Here is a 19,845-nt window from a genome sequence, read left to right as displayed (position 1 = left end):
ACCCTGCAAAACGTGACGGCGCAACGGGAAGTCGGGGGAGCGGGGACGGGAAGGTCGGGGGAAGGGGAAGCTCAGTCGAGCTCGCGGCCCTTGCCCTCGGGCGTGACCCGGACGGCCACGGCGGCTGCGGCCAGGATCGCGATCCAGAAGGCCCCGATGAGCCCCACACTCCCGCCCGCGGCGAGGCTCAGCCCGGCCACGATCATGGGCGTGAACCCCGCGCCGAGCATCGACGCGCCCTGATAGGCCAGCGAGGCGCCGGTGTACCGGTTCCGCGTGGGGAACTGCTCGGCCACGTACGCCGCGATCGGGCCGTAAAGGAAGCCCTGCACGAGCCCGTTGCCGAGGACGATCGCGATGCCGAAGCCCCACAGCGTCCCATTCGTCATGAGCCAGAGCATGGGGAACGCGAGCACGGCCCCCAGGATCGAGGCGCCGATGAGCACACGGTTGCGTCCGATCCGGTCACTCAGACGGGCGGAGTAGAAGCAGACTACCAGCGTCAGGACAGCCGCGGCAGCTTTGATGTTGAGCACGCCGTTCTTGTCGGCGCCGCTTTCCACTGCCACGGACACGCCCCACACGGTCGTCATCGCCTGGCACACGTAGAAGGCGGTTGTGGCGGCGAGGCCGAGCAGCACGGACTTCTTGTTGTGGCGGAGGACGTCGAGGAGCGGTACCTTCCGCTGCGCCCCGGCTGCTTCGAGGCGCTGGAACGCCGGGGTTTCCGAGACCTTCAGCCGGATCACCAGGCCGACGGCAATGAGCAGCGCGCTGAGGAGGAACGGCACGCGCCAGCCCCACACGAGGAAGTCCTTGCCCGAGAGGGCGGCGAAGAGTGAGAGGGCGAGCGTGCCGAGCACCGCGCCCGCGGGCCCGCCGGCGTTGGCGAACGCCGCGGCGAAGCCGCGCCGCGCGGCGGGGGCGTGCTCGACCGCCATGAGCGCGGCGCCGCCCCATTCGCCGCCCACAGCGACGCCTTGGATGAGCCGCAGGACCACCAACGTGAGGGGCGCGACGATCCCGGCCTGCGCCGTCGTCGGCAGGAACCCGATCGCCACGGTCCCGAAACCCATGATGAGCATTGAGAGGACGAGCATCTTCTTGCGGCCCACGATGTCGCCGAAGTGGCCGAAGACCACGCCGCCGAGGGGCCGCGCGATGTACCCGACCGCGAGTGTCGCGAAGGAAGCGAACAGCGCGAAGCCGGGGCCGAGGTTCGCGAAGAACACCTTGTCGAACACGAGCGACGCGGCAGTCGCGTACAGCATGAAGTCGTAGTACTCGATCGCGCTGCCGATGAAGGACGAGCCGAGGATGCGGCGCATGTCCTTCGTGTTGAGCGAGCCGGTCGCTGCGGCCGCGGTGAGCTGCGTGGGGGCGGTCATGGGTTTCTCCTGTCCTATTCTCTCAGCGCTGAGAGTCGATTAGTGCTCGCGGCCGAACGGGATGGTGTCGAGGTCCCGGGGGAGGATGAAGCGCCCGGAGAAGTGCTCGGCGGCCTCCTCCCACACGCGATCCGGCGCGTGGCCGGGAACGAGGTGGTGGAGCGCGAGCTGCCGGGCACCGGCGGCTTCCGCGGCCTTCGCGGCGTCGCGCACGCTCGTGTGCGACTTGTAGTGGTGGTCCCGCGCGGCGCGGGACGCGTCGTCGGTCTTGTCGCCGTAGAGCTGCTCGACCCACTCGAAGTCGATGGCCTCATGGAGCAGGAGGCCGGTGCCCTGGGCGAGCGTCACGAGGTTCTGCGTGAAGCAGGTGTCCCCAGAGATCGTGACGGAGCCCTCGGCCGTGTCGAAGCGGAACGCGAACGCCGGCGCGACCGGCGGGTGCTCCACGAGGATCGCCGTGACCTTCACGAGCTCGTCGCGGTACACCTCGAAGGGCGCCATCTCAGGGGTTGGGTTGTCGTTCGGGTGGTAGCCGATTCCCTCGGGGAGCGCGATGTCCTCGGCTTGGAATACCTCGAGCGGGCTCGGCTTGAGGCTGTCGAGGATGCGGTCATTGAGGTCGGTGGCGTGCGCGGCCATGAGCGTCTCGAACATTTCTCGGGTGCCCGGCGTCGGGTTCGCGGGCGCGAGCGGCGAAGGGGCGACGACGGCGCGCGACGACACCGGTGGCAGCGCGCCGCGGTTGCCCGGACCCAGGATGCGCACCGGGTTCTCGACCCGGTGTTGGAGCGCGTAGAGGCCGAAGATGCCCAGCCCGGCGAGGTCGTAGACGTGGTCGGAATGGAGGTGGGTGATGAACAGCGCGCGGAGGTCCTTGAGGTCGAGACCCGCTTGGGCGATCCGTCGCCCCGCGCCCTGCCCGCAGTCCACGAGGTAGAACGCGTCGCCGACGACGACGGCTGTGGTGATCCCGGTGCGCTCGCCCGAGTCGGCGGCGGCCCACCAGCGGGGACCGCCCGCCGTGCCGAGGGTGACGATGCGGGGGGCGAGGCTGGAAGCCAAGGGAAACTCCTTCGTTCGGGGCTTGGTTTCCAGTGTGCTGTGGCCCACTCCATTTGTATAATCAATCAATTCAACAACGCTTATCTATTTTGCTGATTAGGAGGCAGGGTGGCGGAATTCACCCTCCGGCAGCTCGAGTACTTCGTCGCAGTGCTCGACGCCGGCTCGGTGACCGACGCCGCCAAGCGCAGCAGCATCTCCCAGGCGGCAGCGTCGATGGCGATTGCCCAGCTCGAGCGGGCGCTCGGCGTAGAACTCCTCTTGCGCACGCGTTCCAAACGCGTCGTGCCGACGGCGGCGGGGCAGGCGCTCGGGACGAGGGCACGTCGCATTCTCGCGGAGGCGGCCGAGGTGCCGGGGGCCGTCCGGTCGGGCTGGGAGGAGATGCGGGGACGCGTTCGCGTCGGCTGCATGATCGCGATCAGCCCGCGCCTCATGCCCCGTCTCCTGGCCGAGGTCGGGCGCCGGTGGCCCGAGGTCGATGTCGACGTTCTCGAGGGGGCCGCCGAGGATCTGCAGCGGGCTGTCGCGGCCGGCGAGCTCGATGCCGCGCTCGTCTACTCGCTCCAGGCAGTGCCCGGCGTGGACCTCCTCCCGATTGCCGAGTCTCGGCCGCACTTCATGCTCCCTGTCGGCCACTCGTTGGCTGGCCGAGCCTCGCTCCGGTTCGCGCACCTCGCGGAGGAGGACGCAGTGTTGTTCGACGTACCGCCCAGCGCTGAGCGGGTGCTGGCCATGGCGCGGTCGGCCGGCGTCGAGCCGCGAGTCCGGTGGAGGAGCGTCGTCGCGGAGACGATCCGAGGGCTCGTCTCAAGCGGCCTCGCGTACAGCGTCACAAATGTGTGGCGGGGGATGGAGCACTTGTTCGCGGCGTCCGGCGTGGTGCTCGTCCCGGTGGCCGATGACGTGCCCGCCAACGGCGTCGTGGCTGCCGTCGCCCCCGGTGCCCGGCGCCCGCCGCGCGTCGACGCCGTTATCGAGACTGCGCGCCGCCTTGCCTCAGGAGAGAATCCCTAGCCGACCACGGTCCCGAAGAGCCAGCCGAGCACGTACGTCACGCCGGCGGCGCCGAAGCCGATAAGGAGCTGCCGCATGGCGCGCCACAACGGCGAGGCGCCGGCGAGGAGCCCGACGACGGCACCCGTCCCGAGCAGCACGAGGCCCACGAGCACGGCGGCCAGAAGCAGCGCGGGCAGCCCGACCATCCCGAAGAGGAACGGCAGGATCGGCACAATCGCCCCCGAGGCGAAGAAGCAGAAGCTGCTGATGGCGGCCTGCCAGGCGGAACCGATCGCCTCGTGCTCGTCCTCCTCGTCGGCCCGCTCTGGATGGAGCGAAAGACTCGGATCGCAGTCGCATGAGAACTGGCCCAGGCGCTCCGCGGCCCGGTGCTCGGCTGCAGCCTGGCTCATGCCGCGCGCCTTGTAGACGAGGACGAGTTCGTTCTGATCCAAGTCGAGCGCCGGCGCGGCCGTGAGCGTGACCTGCGTGGGGCGCGAGGCCGAAAGCAGCTCGCGCTGCGACCGCACGGAGATGTACTCGCCCGCGCCCATCGACAGCGCGCCGGCCAAGAGCCCGGCGACACCAGAGAGCAGCACCACATGGCTCGACACGCCGGAGGCCGCCATGCCCGTGACGAGCGAGAGGTTGCTGACGAGGCCGTCATTGGCCCCGAAGACGGCCGCCCGGAACGAGCCGGAAAGGCGCGTCCGGCCGCGGATCGCGAGACCGCGCACGACCTCCTCGTGGATCCGCTCGTCGGCGGCCATGGCCGGGGTCGCGTACGGGTCGGTCGAGTAGGGGGAGCGGCTCTCGGCGCGCTGCGCCATCGCCAAGACGAACACGGACCCGAAGTGGCGCGCGAAGAACCCGAGGATCTGGCTGCGTAGCGAAGGGCTCCGGGGCCTTCCGAGCTGGTCGCCGAGGAGGGCCGTCCAGTGGGCTTCGTGCCGGCCTTCCGCGTCCGCGAGCCCCAGGAGGATCTGGCGCTCCTCGCCTTCGCGCCGCTCCGCCAGCGACCGGTAGAGCGCCGCCTCGGCTTTCTCGTCGGCGAGGTACTGCCGCCATCGGCGGTAGTCGGCGGGGGTGGGCTGCGGGCGGGGATCGGTGGACGGTGACATGGTGCTCCTGGGCGTGGGCGGCTTCTCGCGGGCCCCATTGCCCACAGCACTCTAGCCCGGATTCCCGCGGTTTTTCGGCCGGTGCGCCCCACCTTCAGACTTCGGCTCGCCGTAATTTCCTCGGCGAACGGCGACGGCGGGGAGCCGCCCGCTAGGGCCGCTCGCCGCCGTCGTCTGTTGCCTTCGCGCGTCAGGCGGCGGTGACTGCCTCCCGCTCTTCCGCCTTTCCGGCGACCCGGCGCTCCCAGGCGAGCATGACGCCGTCGTCCGTCCGCGGAGTCAGGAGGGACACCGCGATGTAGGAGACCGCCGAAGCGATGAGGCCGTAGTAGATCGGCTCGTTCGCGTAGATACCGTCGAGCGGAACCGCGGCATGGATCTCGAGCCAGGTCATGGTGCCCAGAGTGACCACCGTGCCCACGCCCATCGAGACCGCCGCGCCGAGACCGGTGCCCCGCTTCCAGACGAGGCCGCCGAGGATGGCGACGAGGAGGCCGCCGACCAGGATGTCGTACGCGATGGTCAGGGCCGCGACCACGTCCTTGACCAAGATCGCGATGATGATGGCCGCGACGCCGAGGCCGAGGACCCACCAGCGGTTCTCGCGCACGTCTTCTTCCGGGTTGCGGTCGTGCTCGACTGTGACCTTGCGGCCGAACCAGCTTGCGACAAACGGGACGACGTCAGTGCGCGCCACGGTCGCGGCGGCGATCAGGGCGCCCGAGGCGGTGGACATCATGGCCGCGACGGCTGCGGCGAGGACGAGGCCGCCGATGACGAGCGGCAGGACGTGCGTGGCGACCTCCGCGTAGACGACGTCCTTGCCGAGGGTCTTGACGTCGATGTTCGGCAGCGCGACGCGGGCCGCCATGCCGATCACGGCGCCGGCGAGGCCGTAGAGCACGCAGTAGATGCCCGCCGTCGTGCCGCCCCAGCGGGCAACGCCCGGCGTCTTCGCCGTGAACACGCGCTGCCAGATGTCCTGGCCGATGAGGAGGCCAAGGGTGTAGACCACGAAGTACGTGATGATCGTCTGGACGCCGATGCCGTCCCACTGGAAGAACGAGGCGTCCACGCGCTGGCGGATCCCGTCGAAGCCGCCCGCTGCGTTGAGGACGAACGGGAGCATGAGCAGGAACACGCCGACGGTCTTGATGACGAACTGGACCTGGTCGGCGAGGGTGATGGACCACATGCCGCCGATCGTCGAGTAGACGAGCACGATGGCGCCGCCCACGGCGATCGCGACCCAGCGCTCCCAGCCGAACAGGACCACGAAGATCGTCGCGTAGGCGCTCGTGGACGTCGCGCACAGCATGAGGGTGTAGGCCAGCATGACGATGCCCGACGTCTGCGTCGAGCGCGTGCCATACCGGAGCGTCAGCATCTGCGCGACCGTGTAGATCTTGAGGCGCTGGATCATCCCAGCGAAGAGGAGGCTCAGGAGGAGCACTCCGGAGCCGATCGCGACCACGAGCCACATGCCCGAGATGCCGAACTTGTAGCCGAGGCCCACGCCGCCGACGGTGGAGGCACCGCCGAGGACGACGGCGGCCATGGTGCCCGTGTAGAGGAGGGGGCCGAGGCGGCGGCCCGCGACGAGGTAGTCGCTGTTGTTCTTGGTGCGGCTCTTGCCCCACCAGCCGAAGGCCAGCATCGCGGCGAGATAGGCGATGACGATGGCCGAGTTGATCGCGCTAGCGTCCATGGGGGTAGGTCTCTCGGTCAGGGGGATTCCTGTGGTGCAACAGGTGTTGCCTTGTAGAGTAGATGTGATGGACGCGACAGGTCAATCCGTGACGATGGCTGCGTGGGAGACGGTCGGGGCAGGAGGCTCCGGCCGGATACGGCGTGTCGAGCGCCCGATTCCCCAGCCGGGGCCGGGGGAGGTGCTCGTCGAGGTCGAGGCCTGCGGAGTCTGCCGCACGGACCTGCACATCATCGACGGGGACCTGCCCGAGCACCTGCCGCACGTCATCCCCGGCCACGAGGTGGTCGGACGGGTTTCCGCGCTCGGCGAGGGGGCGTCGCGTTTCGCTCTGGGGGACCGCGTGGGGATCGCCTGGCTCCGGTCGACCTGCGGCTTGTGCCGCTGGTGCCGCTCCGGCCGCGAGAACCTCTGCCCGAACGCCCTCTTCACGGGGTGGGATGCGGATGGCGGGTATGCGCGCTGTGCTGTTGTGCCGTCGTCGTACGCCTACCGGATTCCCGAAGAGGTGCCCAGCGAGCAGGCGGCGCCGCTGCTCTGCGCCGGGATCATCGGCTACCGCGCTCTCCGGCGCGCCGAACTGCCTCCCGGCGGCCGGCTCGGGATCTACGGGTTCGGCGCGAGCGCCCACCTGACGGCACAGATCGCCATCGCGCAGGGCGCGGAAGTGCATGTGCTCACGCGCGGCGAGGAGGCTCAGCGGCTCGCGCTCGAGCTGGGTGCCGCCTCCGCTGGTCCCGCCGACGGAATGCCCCCGGTTCCGCTTGATGCGTCGATCCTGTTCGCGCCCGCGGGCGATCTGGTTCCGATCGCGCTGGCCGGGCTCGATCAGGGTGGGACACTCGCTGTCGCGGGAATCCACCTCAGCGACATCCCGCCGCTGAACTATCAGGACCATCTGTTCCGCGAGCGGCGACTGACCTCGGTGACGGCCAACACCCGGCAGGACGGAGAGGATCTGTTCCGGCTCGCCGCTCGCCTCCGACTGCGGGCGAGTGTGACCCGCTATCCCTTCGCCGAGGCGGACCGTGCCCTCGACGACCTTGCGCAGGGGGCGTTCAGCGGTGTGGCGGTTCTCGTCGATTGATTCATGCGGCTTGGGATTTCCTTATAGGCATCGATCGTTGTCGTAAACTCGACGCATGAAAGCCCTCCCCGTCGAGCCCAGCAATGTCGCCGTCGCCATCGGCTCGAGGATCCGCGCGGCGCGTGAAGCGCAACGCATGACGATCGAGCAGGTCGCCGAGGCTGCCGGGCTCTCGAAGGGCTTTCTGAGCCGAGTCGAGCGTGACGAATCCTCGCCCAGCGTGGCCTCGCTTGTGACACTCTGCCAAGTTCTCTCGCTCCCGATCGGCGACCTGTTCGCGACCCCGGAGACCCACCTGACCCGGTCCACCGAGGCGCCGCGCATCTCGCTCGGAGGGGAGGGGATCGTCGAGCGGCTCCTGACGGCACGCTCCGAGCGGCGGCTGCAGATCATCCAGGCCGAGATCGAGCCGCGGGGAACCGGCGAGTCCGAGCTGTATGCCGTGGACTGCGACGTGGACGTGCTTCACGTGGTCCGCGGACGAGTCGAGCTGATCATGACGAACGACCGCTACGAGCTCTCCGCCGGGGATACCCTCACGTTCCCGGGGCGCGAGCCGCACACCTGGGTCAATCCCACGGACGATCCGGCCACCGTGCTGTGGGTCCTGGTGCCCGCCGCGAGCCGATAACGCCCTCATCGACTGCTCCACAAGTGTCGTTCTGGGAGCTCAAAACGACACTTGTGGAGCACTCGATCAAGGGCGGAGGGGTCACCCCACGTGCACCCACGGCCGCTCGGTCACCCGCGGCTCGGCCTCGCGGAGCACCTCGCGCGTCACCGGGGCGATCTCGCCGACCCCGAAGAACAGGAACTTCGTGAGGTTCACGATCGGGTTTCCCTCTGTCCAGCGGAAGTAGATGTGCGGCATGAGGCCCGTGACGTTCCGGAGGTGCAGGAGGATGGCTGCGAGGGTGTTCGGCACGTTGTTGGAATGCACTTCGAGCACCTTGAAGCCGTGCCGCTTGATGCCGTGGACCTCGAGCTCCTGTTCGAACTCGGAGCTGTCGTCCACGACCACCTCGATGAACAGGATGTCCTCGCACTCGGGCAGATGGTTCGCGGCGCGCGCGTGCTCGAGCTTGGCGCGGTAGCGCTCGGAGTCAAGCCGCTTGGGCTCATGGGCGATGAGGCGGATCGGTCCTTGGTCCATCCCGGTGAGGAATTCGAGCGCCTGCTCGTCGAGCCGCACGAGGGTGGCTCGGAGCTCGAACGAGCGCCGGACGCGGGAGGCGAAGCTCACCACAATGATGCCCACGATGAAGAGGGCCGCGATCCGGATGCCATCGGGCCGTTCGAGGACGTTCGCGATCGTCGTGTAGATGAACACGGCGCTGACAACGCCGAAGAACCACGTGCGTCCCATCTGCCTCTTCCGCCGTGCCGAGAGTGTGACGGCGATGGCGGCTGAGGTCATGAGCACCAGCACGCCGGTGGCGTAGGCGCCGCCCTGGGCGTCGACGTCGGCGTTGAAGATCCAGGTGATGATGAAGCCGATCGCGGTGAAGACCAGCGTGAGCGGCCGGACGGCCCGGGTCCATGCCGGCGCCATGCCGTATCGGGGGAGGTAGCGTGGCACGAGGTTGAGGAGTCCGGCCATTGCGGAGGCACCGGCGAACCAGAGGATCGCGATCGTCGAGACGTCGTACACCGTGCCGAAGCCGTCGCCGAGGAACTGGTGGGCGAGGTACGCGAGCGCGCGGCCGTTGGCCTTCCCATCCGGCTCGAATTCGGCCGCTGGGATGAGCACGGTTGTGACGAAGCTGGACGTGATGAGGAACGCGGACATGATCACGGCCGCGGTGGTGAGCAGCTGGTGCGTGCCCTTGATGCGTCCCGCGGGGTTCTCCGCGGTGTCGCTCGGATGGCCCTTGATCTGGGGCATGACGGCCACGCCGGTCTCGAAGCCGGAGAGGCCGAGGGCGAGCTTCGGGAAGACGATGAGCGCGATCCCGATCATCAGCAGCGGATCGCTGTGCTGCGTGGTGAGCGCGCTCCACCAGTCACTGACGGCGGCGCCCTGCGTGAGCATGTGCCCGATGCCGACGACGACGACCACTGCGTTGAGCGCGAGGTACACCCCGACCAGCACGACGGCCACATTGATGGCCTCTTGGAAGCCGCGCAGGAACACGACGCCGAGGGCCGCGATGAGGACGAGCGTGATGGTCACCTGCTGCCCGTGCAGCGCCTCGGGCGCGAAGGGGTTCTCGATGAGGTGGGCGCTCGCGTCCGCGGCCGAGAGGGTCATGGTGATCATGAAGTCGGTGGCGGCGAAGCCGAGCAGCGCGAGCACGAAGAGCTTCCCGCCCCAGCGCGGCATGAGGCGTTCGAGCATCGCGATGGAGCCCTCGCCCTTGTGGCTCTCCCGTGCCACGCGGCGGTACACCGGCAAAGCGCCCGCGAGCGTCACGACGACGAGGATGATGGTCGCCATCGGTGCGAGGAGCCCGGCAGCGAGCGCGGCGATGGCGGGCTGGTAGCCGAGGGTGGAGAAGTAGTCGACGCCGGTGAGGCACATGACCTTCCACCACGCGGACGGCTTGTGCTCCTCTTTTGGAACGCCGTGGGGGCCGGGGTGGTGGCCGGAAGCCTCCGGCATTCCCTCGAGGAGCCACGTGCGGAAGCTGTGGCTGCGGCGGCGGTTGCCTCGATTCGAGGGTTCGGCCGGAGGCCTGGTCAGTGTGGTCATAGCTCCCTGCTTGTGCTGGCTCTGCAGGGGAGCGTAGGCCGTCGCATGGTGGAAGCGGCCCCTTTTTATAGATCCCTTATGCCGATGTGGCGCAGATGACGAGCTACGGGGAAGCCCGTCGGATTAGGACCAGAAGGAAACAACGGGTGCATAAAGGGAAACTTTGCTGTAGTCTGAGTCACAACAGCAACAACTCTGGAGGAACCTTGGAAGAGCTGCGCATCGAGGACAACAACCATCTCGGCCCGATCGACTCATCCCGCATTCCGCGTTTCGCCGGCGCGGCGACGTTCGCCCGCCTCCCGCGACTGGACCAGGTCGCGCACGCCGATGTCGCCGTCGTCGGTGTTCCTTTCGACACCGGCGTCTCCTACCGCCCAGGCGCCCGTTTCGGCGCCAACCACGTGCGCGAGGCGAGCCGCCTGCTCCGCCCCTACAACCCCGCGCTCGACCTCTCGCCGTTCGCAGAGGCCCAAGTCGCGGACGCGGGGGACATGGCCGTCAACCCGTTCAACATCAACGAGGCCATCGAGACGATCCAGCAGAACGCTCTTGACCTCACGGCCGAGGGCACGCGCCTCCTGACGATCGGCGGCGACCACACCATCGCCCTCCCGCTGCTCCGCGCCGCCTCCGAGCGCGCCGGCGGACCGGTCGCGCTCCTGCACTTCGACGCCCATCTCGACACGTGGGACACCTATTTCGGCGCCGAGTACACCCACGGCACGCCGTTCCGCCGGGCGGTCGAGGAAGGCATCCTCGACACGGACGCGTTGAGCCACGTCGGCACGCGCGGGCCGCTCTACGGCAAGCGCGACCTCGAGGACGACCGCCGCTTCGGCTTCGGCATCGTCACCTCGTCCGACGTCTACTACCAGGGCGTGCGGGAGACCGTGGCGAAGCTCCGCGACCGCATTGGCGACCGGCCGCTCTACGTCTCCGTGGACATCGACGTCCTCGACCCCGCCCATGCGCCGGGCACCGGGACGCCCGAGGCGGGCGGCATCACGAGCCGCGAGCTCCTCGAGATCCTGCGCGGGCTCCGCGGCCTCAACCTCGTGGGCGCCGACGTCGTCGAGGTCTCCCCGGCCTACGACCACGCTGAGATCACCGGCGTGGCTGCGAGCCACGTCGCCTACGACCTCGTCTCCCTGATGAGCGAGCTCCCGAAGGCGGGGGTCGGCGCAGAGCGCGAGGGCGCCGCGGGAGAGCGGACGACGGCGGGCGCCAAATGAGCGCCCAGTCGGCGGCTGAGCAGAGGGATCAGTACCGAAACGGCGGCGACCTGGTCGTCGAGACGCTCGAGGCGCTCGGCGCGAAGACCGTCTTCGGCATTCCGGGCCAGCATGCGCTCGGCCTGTTCGACGCAATGGGCCGCGGCAACCTCAAGTTCGTCTCGAGCCGTGTCGAGAACAACTCGGCCTTCGCCGCCGATGGCTACTCGCGGGCCACGGGGGAGGTCGGCGTCCTCTTCCTCTCGACCGGCCCCGGCGCGCTGACCTCCCTCGCCGGCCTCCAGGAGGCGTATGCGACGGGCGTGCCCATGGTCGTGATCGCGAGCCAGATCCCGCTCGAGGGGCTCGGCGCGCGGCGCAAGGGCATGCTGCATCAGCTCGACGACCAGAAGGCCTCGGCGGCCAACGTCACGAAGAGCCAGCGCCTCATCCAGCACGCCTCGGGCATCCCGTCGGCGATCCAGGATGCGTGGACCGACGCGATCTCGTCGCCGCAGGGACCGGTCTGGGTGGAGATCCCGCAGAATGTCCTCCTCGACCCGATCATGGTTCCTCCCGTCGAGGATGCCCTCGCTGTCGCGGCCGACAACCCCCCGCGCGTCGAGCTGGTCCGCGAGGCCGTCAAGTGGCTCGCTTCCGCGAAGCGCCCGGCGATCATCGCGGGCGGGGGGACGCGGCGGGGCCACGCCGAGAAGTCCCTGCTGGCGATCGCGGAGCGTCTCCGCGCCCCCGTGATCTGCACGCCGGGCGGGAACGGCGCGTTCCCCTGGACGCATCCGCTCTCGCTCCAGTCGTGGGTCGAGGACCGGTACATGACGGACGTCCTCGAGGACGCGGACGTGCTCGTTGTCGTGGGCTCGTCGCTGGGCGAGGTGACGTCCAACTACTTCACGTTCGAGCCGCGGGGCCGGATCATCCAGATCGATGCGGAGCCGCGGGTCCTTGAGTCCAACCGCCCCGGCCTCGGCATCCGCGCGGACGCTGGGCAGGCATTGGCGGCCCTCGACGCCGCGCTCGGCGCCGCGCTGGATCGGGAGCGCGGCGGCCGGGCGCTCGAGCCCGACTGGCATGGGCGCACGCCGGAGCAGCTCGTCGCGGATTCGCTCGCCAAGGTGCGGGCGCGCCTCGAGTCCCAGGATCTCGGCAAGGAGCTCCGCTTCATGGCGGACATCCGGGCCGCGGTTCCCGACGACATGCAGACGTTCTGGGACATGACCATCGCCGCCTATTGGGGCTGGAGCTGCTGGGACGCCAGGCAGGGGCAGTTCCATTCCGCGCAGGGCGCCGGCGGCCTCGGGTACGGCTTCCCCGCCGCGATTGGCGGAGCCGTCGGCCTCGCGACCATCGGCAAGCCCTCGCGCGTCCTCGCGGTCTCCGGCGACGGCTCGTCGATGTACTCCATCAGCGAGCTCGCGACCGCGAGGCAGCACAATGTCCCGGTCACGTGGCTCATCGTCGACGACGGCGGGTACGGCATCCTCCGCGAGTACATGGTCGGGGCCTTCGGCAAGGCGACCGCGACCGAGCTCGCGCGGCCCGACTTCGTGAAGCTCGCCGAGTCGTTCGGCGTCCCGGCGCGGAAGGTCGCTCCCGAGGAGGTGCGGCAGGCGCTCGAGGAGGGCTTCGCCGCGGACGGGCCGAACGTCGTCGTGGTGGAGACGCAGCTGAAGATGTTCGCGCCCACCCATCTCGAGGTGCGGTAGCCCCTCGCCCCTTTCGTTGCGCCGTCACGTCCGCAGGGTCACACCCCGCGGACGTGACGGCGCAATGTGGTTTAAGCGGCCTTGCGTTTAAGCGGCCTTCCTCACATTAGTTTGCCTAAGCAACCATCTGGATATATAGTTGCTGTAAGCAATCAATCGAGGGAAGTGACCATGCCCGTCGAACCGCAGACAGCCCGAGCGCTGATTCACACTGTCTTCGACCTCCAGCGGACCCTCCGGTGCCTCGCGCATGAGCACAAGGCACTCGAGGTCGGCGCCGCCGAGGCCGGTGTGCTCCGCATGATCAGCGAGTTCGGCGGCCGTGCTGTCGACATCGCCGAGAAGCTCAATGTGAGCGCTCCCGTGCTGAGCCGGCACATCGCCGAACTCCAGGAGCGGGGGCTCTTAGCACGACGTCCGGATCCGGAAGACCGGCGCGCCCAGCTGCTCGAGCTCACGGAGGCCGGCACGGCGAAGCTCGCCGAGGTCGAGGAGGCTCGGACAGCGCGGCTGCTCGAGTTCCTCTCCGGGTGGGAGGAATCGGAAGCGATGTCGTGCACGGATTCGATGCAGCGCCTCAACGACACCCTGCGGAAGGCCAGCCAGCCGGCGGCCCGGACCGCCTCCCTTGAGAACGACGACCAGAAGGAGGAAGCCCTTGCAGCACGCTGATGTTGCGGCTCCGCAGATGAGCCACCGTCAGATCCTTGAGGCCCTCACCGGCCTCCTCGCCGCATTCTTCACGGCGATCCTCTCGAGCACCATCGTCTCGAACGCGCTCCCGACCATCATGGCCGACCTCAAGGGCACCCAGACCGACTTCGCGTGGGTGATCACGGCCGCGCTTCTGGCGAACGCCGTCACCGTGCCGATCTGGGGCAAGCTCGCGGACCTCTTCAACAAGAAGCTCCTGACGCAGCTGAACATCGTGATCTTCGTGGTCGGCTCGGTCGTCGCGGGCTTCTCGCAGGACATTCCGTCGATGATCGGCGCCCGCGTGGTCCAGGGCATCGGCATGGGCGGCCTCACGGCTCTGGCCCAGGCCATCATCGGCACCATGATCCCACCGCGCGAGCGCGGCAAGTACTCCGGCTACATGGGCGCAGTCCTCGCCGTCGGCACCGCGGGCGGCCCGCTTCTGGGCGGGTTCATCGTGGACTCGCCGCTCGGCTGGCGCTGGACGTTCTTCGTCTGCGTGCCGCTCGCGGTGATCTCGCTGTTCCTCATCCAGGCCACGCTCAAGATCAAGCACGTCCGCCGTCCCGCCAAGATCGACTGGCTCGGCACCGTGCTCCTCACCGCTTCCGTCAGCACGCTCCTCATCTGGGTCTCGTTCGCCGGCAAGGCTGACTACTTCGACTGGTGGTCCTGGCAGACCCTCGCCATGGTGGGGGGCGCCGTCGTCGGCCTCATCCTCTTGCTCGTTGTCGAGGCAAAGGTCGCCCAGCCGATCATCCCGCTCAAGATCGTCGCCGAGCGCACCACGGCCCTCAGCATCGTCGCTTCCGCCGCTATCGGCGTGGCGATGTTCGCGTCCTCGTCCTTCATCGGCCAGTACTTCCAGGTCGCTCGCGGCGCCACGCCGACTGAGGCCGGTCTCCTGACCCTCCCGATGATCGCGGGCAACTTCATAGGCTCCGTGGCTTCGGGCCAGCTCATCACGCGCTTCGGCAAGTGGAAGCGGTTCCTCATCCTCGGGTCGGCTCTCACGGTCGTGGGCATGGTGCTCCTGGGCACGATCGACCACACGACCGAGCTCTGGCTCACCGGCATCTACATGGCCGTCCTGGGCCTGGGCCTCGGCATGACGATGCAGAACCTGGTCCTGGGCGTCCAGAACACGGTCCGCGCGGCGGACATCGGCTCTGCGAGCTCGACCGTCGCCTTCTTCCGCTCCGTCTTCGGCGCGGTTGGCGTGTCCGTCCTCGGTGCGGTCCTCAACAACCGCTCCACGGACCTCATCTCGAGCGGCCTCGCCTCGCACGGCATCAAGGTCCCGGCCGGATCAAGCACCGGAGCGAGCATGGACATCAAGGACATGCCCGGCCCCATCGCGGAGATCGTTCGCGGCGCGTTCGGCGACGCCTCCGCGCAGGCGTTCCTCATTGCCGGCATCATCGCGATCGTCTCGCTCATCGCGGTCCTCTTCATCAAGGAGGTCCCGCTGCGCCGCACCGTGGACATCAGCAAGCCGACCGAGCAGGCAGCGGAGTCGGTGGCGCAGTCGATGGTCGACGTCGGCTCCGAGCCCGCCGCCGTGCCCGCACCCGCCGTTGTTGCGGACGGACTCAAGGCAGCTGACGACGACGGCGACCTCGCCGAGCCTGCTGGCCCGCCGTCGTCGGACTCGCCCCGCATGACCCCCGCGCGCCGGGCAGCGGTGCGCGCGGCCCTCGCCCGCTCCTCTGAGGGCAGTCAGCTGGAGGAAGGCACTCAGATGGACAGCGAGCTCCAGCTCCTGCTCGCCGACGCCGAAGGGCGGCTGTCGGAGGCGGAGGCACCGCAGACTACGGCCGAGACGCTGGCCGCGCTGCAGGAGACTCAGCGTCTCCTCGCAGTGCAGCAGGCCAAGCTCGCCACCCTCATGTCGCGGATCTCCGACCAGCTCGTGGCCCAGCAGGACCTCGCCGCACAGCAGCGGGCGACGGCGGAGCGCCAGGACAACGCGGCGGGAACGCTCGCGGAGATCCAGCGTGAGCTGGACGCGGAGCGGCAGCTTCAGAAGGAAGCAGCGCTGTACATCGCGACGCGAGGACGGCATAGCGCGAGCTGATCTGGCTTGGGTTGAGGCCCGAAAATAGGCATCCGAGAGGCTGCGGACACGAGGTGTCCGCAGCCTCTCGGATTACTCCCTAGGGAGGATCCCGCGCGGCTACTGGCGGGTCTACTCTGGAGCTGCTCATGGAGTCTGCTCCACCCCGCAGCCTCCGTGTGCGTGCTGCCCGGAATCGGGCCTGACGCGAAGGAAATCGATGCTCGTCACCCTGCTCAGGCGCCATGGCGCGCGCTATTGGCCGTGGATCCTGGCCGTAGCGGTCTTCCAGCTCGCGACTACCATCGCGACCCTCTACCTCCCGAGCCTCAACGCGCAGATCATCGACCAAGGCGTGACCAAGGGGGACACGGACTACATCTGGCGACAGGGGGCCGTCATGCTGGGCGTGGCTCTCGCCCAGGTCGCCGCCGCCATCCTCGCCGTCTACTTCGGCTCCAAGACCTCGATGGCGGTAGGCCGGGACCTGCGCCGCGCAGTCTTCCGCAAGGTGTCCTCGTTCTCGTCCCAGGACGTCCAGCGCTTCGGCGCGCCGACCCTCATCACGCGGGGGACCAACGACGTCCAGCAGGTCCAGATGGTCCTCCTCATGGGGCTGAACTTCATGGTGTCCACCCCCATCATGTGCGTGGGCGGCATCATCATGGCCCTGCGCGAGGACGTCGGCCTCTCCTGGCTCGTGTGGGTCTCGGTGCCGCTGCTCTTCGTCGTGGTGGGGTACCTCGTGTACTTGCTCATGCCGCTGTTCCGCGGGATGCAGACGCGCATCGATGGCATCAACGGAGTGCTGCGCGAGCAGATCATCGGCATCCGCGTGGTGCGCGCCTTCGTGCGCGAACCGTACGAGGAGGAGCGCTTCGCCGGGGCGAACAAGGCCCTGACGGACATCTCGGTGAAGGTCGGATCGATCTTCGTGCTCATGTTCCCCGTGATCATGATGCTCCTGCACCTCGCGACCGCTGCCGTCCTCTACTTCGGCGGCCAGCGCGTGGACTCGGGGGAGATGCAGGTCGGTTCGCTCACGGCGTTCATGCAGTATCTCCTGCAGATCCTCATGGCCGTCATGATGGGCACGTTCATGGCCATGATGATCCCGCGCGCGACCGTCTGCGCCGACCGCATCGGCGAGGTGCTCGACGTCGAGCCTTCGATGAAGGAACCCGCGAACCCGGTGACGCCCGCGCGCAATGAGGGCGTCGTCGAGTTCCGGAACGTCTCCTTCGCCTACCCCGGAGCCGAGAAGCCCGTGCTGAGCGGCATCTCGTTCACGGCGCGCCCCGGCGAGACGCTCGCGATCATCGGCTCGACCGGCTCGGGCAAGACGACGCTCCTCAACCTCGTGCCGCGGCTCTACGACGCAGCTGCCGGCGAGGTCCTCATCGACGGGGTTCAGGTGAAGGACATGGACCGGCACGAGATCACCTCGCGCGTGGCCATGGTCCCGCAGCGTCCATACCTGTTCTCCGGCACGGTGGAGCACAACCTGCGCTTCGCCCGGCGGGACGCGAGCGAGGCGGAGCTCTGGGATGCGCTTGACGTCGCTCAGGCCGCGGACTTCGTTCGTGCGAAGCCGAAGGGCCTGCTTTCCGGGATCTCGCAGGGCGGCACGAACGTCTCGGGTGGCCAGCGGCAGCGCCTATGCATCGCCCGTGCGCTCGTCGCCGAGCCCAAGGTGTACCTGTTCGACGACTCGTTCTCGGCCCTCGACGTCACCACCGACGCGAGGCTGAGGCGCGCGCTGCGGGAGCGCACGAGCGACGCGACCGTCATCATCGTGGCCCAGCGAGTCTCCACGATCGTTGACGCCGACCAGATCCTGGTCCTCGACAACGGCAGGATCGTCGACCGTGGGACCCATGAGGAACTCCTCGAGACCTCGCCCACCTACCAGGAAATCGTCCAGTCCCAGATCTCGGCCGAGGAAGCCGAGAGCGCGGCCGAAACCGCTGGCGCCACGAAGGGGGAGCTCGCATGAGCGCCGAGAAGAGCAGCCCGGCCCCTGAGGGCATCCAGCCCGACGACCTCGAAGAGGAGGAGTACCGCCCCAGCGAGGCCGACGGCGGAGCTTTCGGCGCCATGCCCGCCAAGAAGGCCAAGAATTTCGGCCCGAGCGCGAAGCGGCTCATCGGCCTGCTGAAGCCGGAAGCCGGGAAGATGGCCGTCGTCGTGGCCTTCATCATCGTCTCGGTGGTCCTGACCGTCATCGCGCCGAAGATCCTCGGCAAGGCCATGGACGTGATCTTCGCCGGCGTGATCGGGAAGCAGATGCCCGCGGGCGCGTCGAAGGACCAGATCGTCGAAGGCCTGCGCGCGCAGGGGCAGAACAACTTCGCCGACATGCTCGCTGGCATGAACCTCGTGCCGGGCAAGGGCATCGACTTCAACCAGCTGACGTTCCTGATCGCCGTCATCCTGCTCATGTACTTCGTGGCAGGCCTCTTCATGTGGGCTCAGGGGTACATCCTCAACCGGCTCGTCATGCGCGTGGTCTCCGGGCTCCGCCGTGACGTCGAAGCGAAGCTCAACCGACTGCCCCTCGGGTATTTCGACACCCGCCAGCGCGGCGACGTGCTCTCCCGGGTGACGAACGACGTCGACAACATCCAGCAGGCGCTCCAGCAGGCCTTCTCGCAGCTGCTCTCGTCGCTGCTGCAGGTGCTCGGCATCGTGGTCATGATGTTCATCGTGTCGTGGCAGCTCGCGCTCATCGCCCTCATTGCACTGCCGCTCTCTGGCGTCGTCGCGGGTGTCATCGGCAGCCGGAGCCAGAAGCTGTTCCAGGCGCAGTGGAAGAACACCGGCGCGCTCAACGGCCAGATCGAGGAGTCGTTCTCGGGCCACGAGCTGGCGACCGTGTTCGGCCGGCAAGAGGACATGGTCGAGCGCTTCGACGGCAAGAACGAGGAGCTTTTCAAGGCCTCGTTCGGAGCGCAGTTCGTCTCGGGCATGATCTTCCCGATCATGAACTGGGTCAGCTATCTCGCGTACGTGGGCATCGCCGTGGTCGGCGGCCTGCGGGTGGCAGCGGGGCAGATGAGCCTCGGCGACGCCACCGCGTTCATCCAGTACTCGCGCGAGTTCACCCAGCCGCTCGGGCAGATCGCCGGCATGGCGAACATGCTCCAGTCCGGCGTCGCCTCGGCGGAGAGGACGTTCGAGCTGCTCGACGCCGACGAGCAGGAGCCGGAGACCGCGACCCAGCACCTCCCGGAGGTCACCGACGGGCACGTGACGTTCGAGCACGTCTACTTCTCGTACTCCGAGGACAAGCCGCTCATCGAGGATCTGTCCCTCACCGCAGAGCCGGGGAACACCGTGGCGATCGTCGGGCCCACGGGCGCAGGGAAGACCACGCTCGTGAACCTGATCATGAGGTTCTACGAGATCCAGTCCGGACGCATCACGCTCGACGGCGTGGACATCCGCGACCTCTCCCGCGCCGAGCTCCGCTCCAAAGTCGGCATGGTGCTCCAGGACGCGTGGCTCTTCGGCGGGACGATCTACGACAACATCCGGTACGGGAACCTCGACGCGACCGAAGACCAGATCATGGCCGCGGCCAAGGCGACGTACGTTGACCGCTTCGTCCGGGCCCTTCCCGACGGCTACAGCACGGTGATCGACGAGGAGGGCACAAACGTCTCGGCGGGCGAGAAGCAGCTCATCACGATCGCGCGGGCATTCGTCTCGAACCCGTCGCTGCTCATCCTCGACGAGGCCACCTCGTCCGTGGACACCCGCACCGAGCTGCTCGTCCAGAAGGCAATGCGCGCCCTCCGGAGCGACCGGACGTCGTTCGTCATCGCGCACCGGCTCTCCACGATCCGGGACGCGGACACCATCCTCGTCATGGAGAACGGCAAGATCGTGGAGCAGGGCAACCATGAGGATCTGCTCGACCGTGGCGGTGCGTACTACCGGCTGTACATGAGCCAGTTCGCCGGCGGCCTTGACGTGGACGCCGAGATCGCCGCGGCAACCGCGGGCCGGGAGACCACAACCTGACGTCGGGCCCGGTGGCGCCGACGTCGGGCCCGGTGGCGCCGAGGTCGGGTGGTGGGGCGCCGAGGTCGGGTG

General features: G+C 68.5%; 14 protein-coding genes. 9 read left to right on the top strand and 5 right to left on the bottom strand.

The window, feature by feature from the left end; all coding sequences use genetic code 11:
* Positions 1 to 71: 71 nt before the first annotated feature.
* The gene (locus tag E5679_RS12540; protein WP_138416322.1) at positions 72 to 1,388 is read right to left on the bottom strand and encodes an MFS transporter; all 1,317 of its coding nucleotides are present in this window, start codon (positions 1,386 to 1,388) and stop codon (positions 72 to 74) included.
* A 39-nt stretch (positions 1,389 to 1,427) separates the two neighbouring features.
* Positions 1,428 to 2,450, bottom strand: a complete 1,023-nt coding sequence (locus tag E5679_RS12535) for an MBL fold metallo-hydrolase (RefSeq protein ID WP_138416320.1) — start codon at positions 2,448 to 2,450, stop codon at positions 1,428 to 1,430.
* Between the two features lie 108 nt (positions 2,451 to 2,558).
* Here E5679_RS12535 and E5679_RS12530 point away from each other — a divergent pair, with 108 nt between their 5' ends.
* Positions 2,559 to 3,467: a LysR family transcriptional regulator gene (locus E5679_RS12530; RefSeq protein WP_138416318.1), complete on the top strand. Its 909-nt coding sequence runs from the start codon at positions 2,559 to 2,561 to the stop codon at positions 3,465 to 3,467.
* Here the strand turns inward: E5679_RS12530 and E5679_RS12525 are convergent.
* Positions 3,464 to 4,570 (bottom strand): VIT1/CCC1 transporter family protein, encoded by a 1,107-nt coding sequence (locus E5679_RS12525; protein ID WP_138416316.1) that lies wholly within the window; start codon positions 4,568 to 4,570, stop codon positions 3,464 to 3,466. The two genes, E5679_RS12530 and E5679_RS12525, sit on opposite strands and share 4 nt — an antisense overlap.
* A gap of 190 nt (positions 4,571 to 4,760) precedes the next feature.
* Entirely contained in the window at positions 4,761 to 6,278 is a 1,518-nt protein-coding gene (locus E5679_RS12520) for a sodium:solute symporter family protein (protein ID WP_138416314.1), read from the bottom strand.
* Between the two features lie 67 nt (positions 6,279 to 6,345).
* Here E5679_RS12520 and E5679_RS12515 point away from each other — a divergent pair, with 67 nt between their 5' ends.
* Both E5679_RS12515 and E5679_RS12510 read left to right on the top strand, forming a co-directional pair.
* Positions 6,346 to 7,365 carry a zinc-dependent alcohol dehydrogenase family protein gene (locus E5679_RS12515; RefSeq protein ID WP_249336106.1) on the top strand — a complete coding sequence of 340 codons (1,020 nt, stop codon included), beginning with the start codon at positions 6,346 to 6,348 and terminating at the stop codon, positions 7,363 to 7,365.
* Positions 7,366 to 7,420: 55 nt separating this feature from the next.
* Positions 7,421 to 7,996 (top strand): helix-turn-helix domain-containing protein, encoded by a 576-nt coding sequence (locus E5679_RS12510; RefSeq protein WP_138416312.1) that lies wholly within the window; start codon positions 7,421 to 7,423, stop codon positions 7,994 to 7,996.
* A gap of 81 nt (positions 7,997 to 8,077) precedes the next feature.
* Here E5679_RS12510 and E5679_RS12505 read toward each other — a convergent pair whose 3' ends face one another.
* Complete coding sequence (locus tag E5679_RS12505; protein WP_171042364.1) at positions 8,078 to 10,057, bottom strand: APC family permease; 1,980 nt, start codon at positions 10,055 to 10,057, stop codon at positions 8,078 to 8,080.
* Between the two features lie 206 nt (positions 10,058 to 10,263).
* Here E5679_RS12505 and speB point away from each other — a divergent pair, with 206 nt between their 5' ends.
* The 6 genes from speB to E5679_RS12475 all read left to right on the top strand — a co-directional run bounded on the left by speB (position 10,264) and on the right by E5679_RS12475 (position 19,773).
* Positions 10,264 to 11,292, top strand: coding sequence for an agmatinase (speB, locus tag E5679_RS12500; protein ID WP_138416310.1), 1,029 nt, complete (start codon positions 10,264 to 10,266; stop codon positions 11,290 to 11,292).
* A complete protein-coding gene (locus E5679_RS12495; RefSeq protein ID WP_138416308.1) occupies positions 11,289 to 12,995 on the top strand; it encodes a thiamine pyrophosphate-binding protein in 1,707 nt (568 codons plus the stop codon). Before speB ends, E5679_RS12495 begins: the two co-directional genes overlap by 4 nt.
* A 171-nt stretch (positions 12,996 to 13,166) precedes the next feature.
* A complete protein-coding gene (locus tag E5679_RS12490; protein ID WP_138416306.1) occupies positions 13,167 to 13,667 on the top strand; it encodes a MarR family winged helix-turn-helix transcriptional regulator in 501 nt (166 codons plus the stop codon).
* 16 nt (positions 13,668 to 13,683) lie between these two features.
* Positions 13,684 to 15,768: an MDR family MFS transporter gene (locus E5679_RS12485; RefSeq protein WP_138416402.1), complete on the top strand. Its 2,085-nt coding sequence runs from the start codon at positions 13,684 to 13,686 to the stop codon at positions 15,766 to 15,768.
* A gap of 199 nt (positions 15,769 to 15,967) precedes the next feature.
* Positions 15,968 to 17,743 carry an ABC transporter ATP-binding protein gene (locus E5679_RS12480; protein ID WP_138416305.1) on the top strand — a complete coding sequence of 592 codons (1,776 nt, stop codon included), beginning with the start codon at positions 15,968 to 15,970 and terminating at the stop codon, positions 17,741 to 17,743.
* Positions 17,740 to 19,773, top strand: coding sequence for an ABC transporter ATP-binding protein (locus E5679_RS12475; protein WP_171042363.1), 2,034 nt, complete (start codon positions 17,740 to 17,742; stop codon positions 19,771 to 19,773). The genes E5679_RS12480 and E5679_RS12475 overlap by 4 nt, the downstream gene beginning before the upstream one ends.
* The last annotated feature ends 72 nt before the right edge of the window (positions 19,774 to 19,845 follow it).

It is taken from the genome of Sinomonas gamaensis, from assembly GCF_005876955.1.
Taxonomy (GTDB): Bacteria; Actinomycetota; Actinomycetes; order Actinomycetales; family Micrococcaceae; genus Sinomonas; species Sinomonas gamaensis.
Note: the sequence above shows the minus strand (reverse complement) of the source record. Positions and strands in the feature narration are given on the sequence as shown.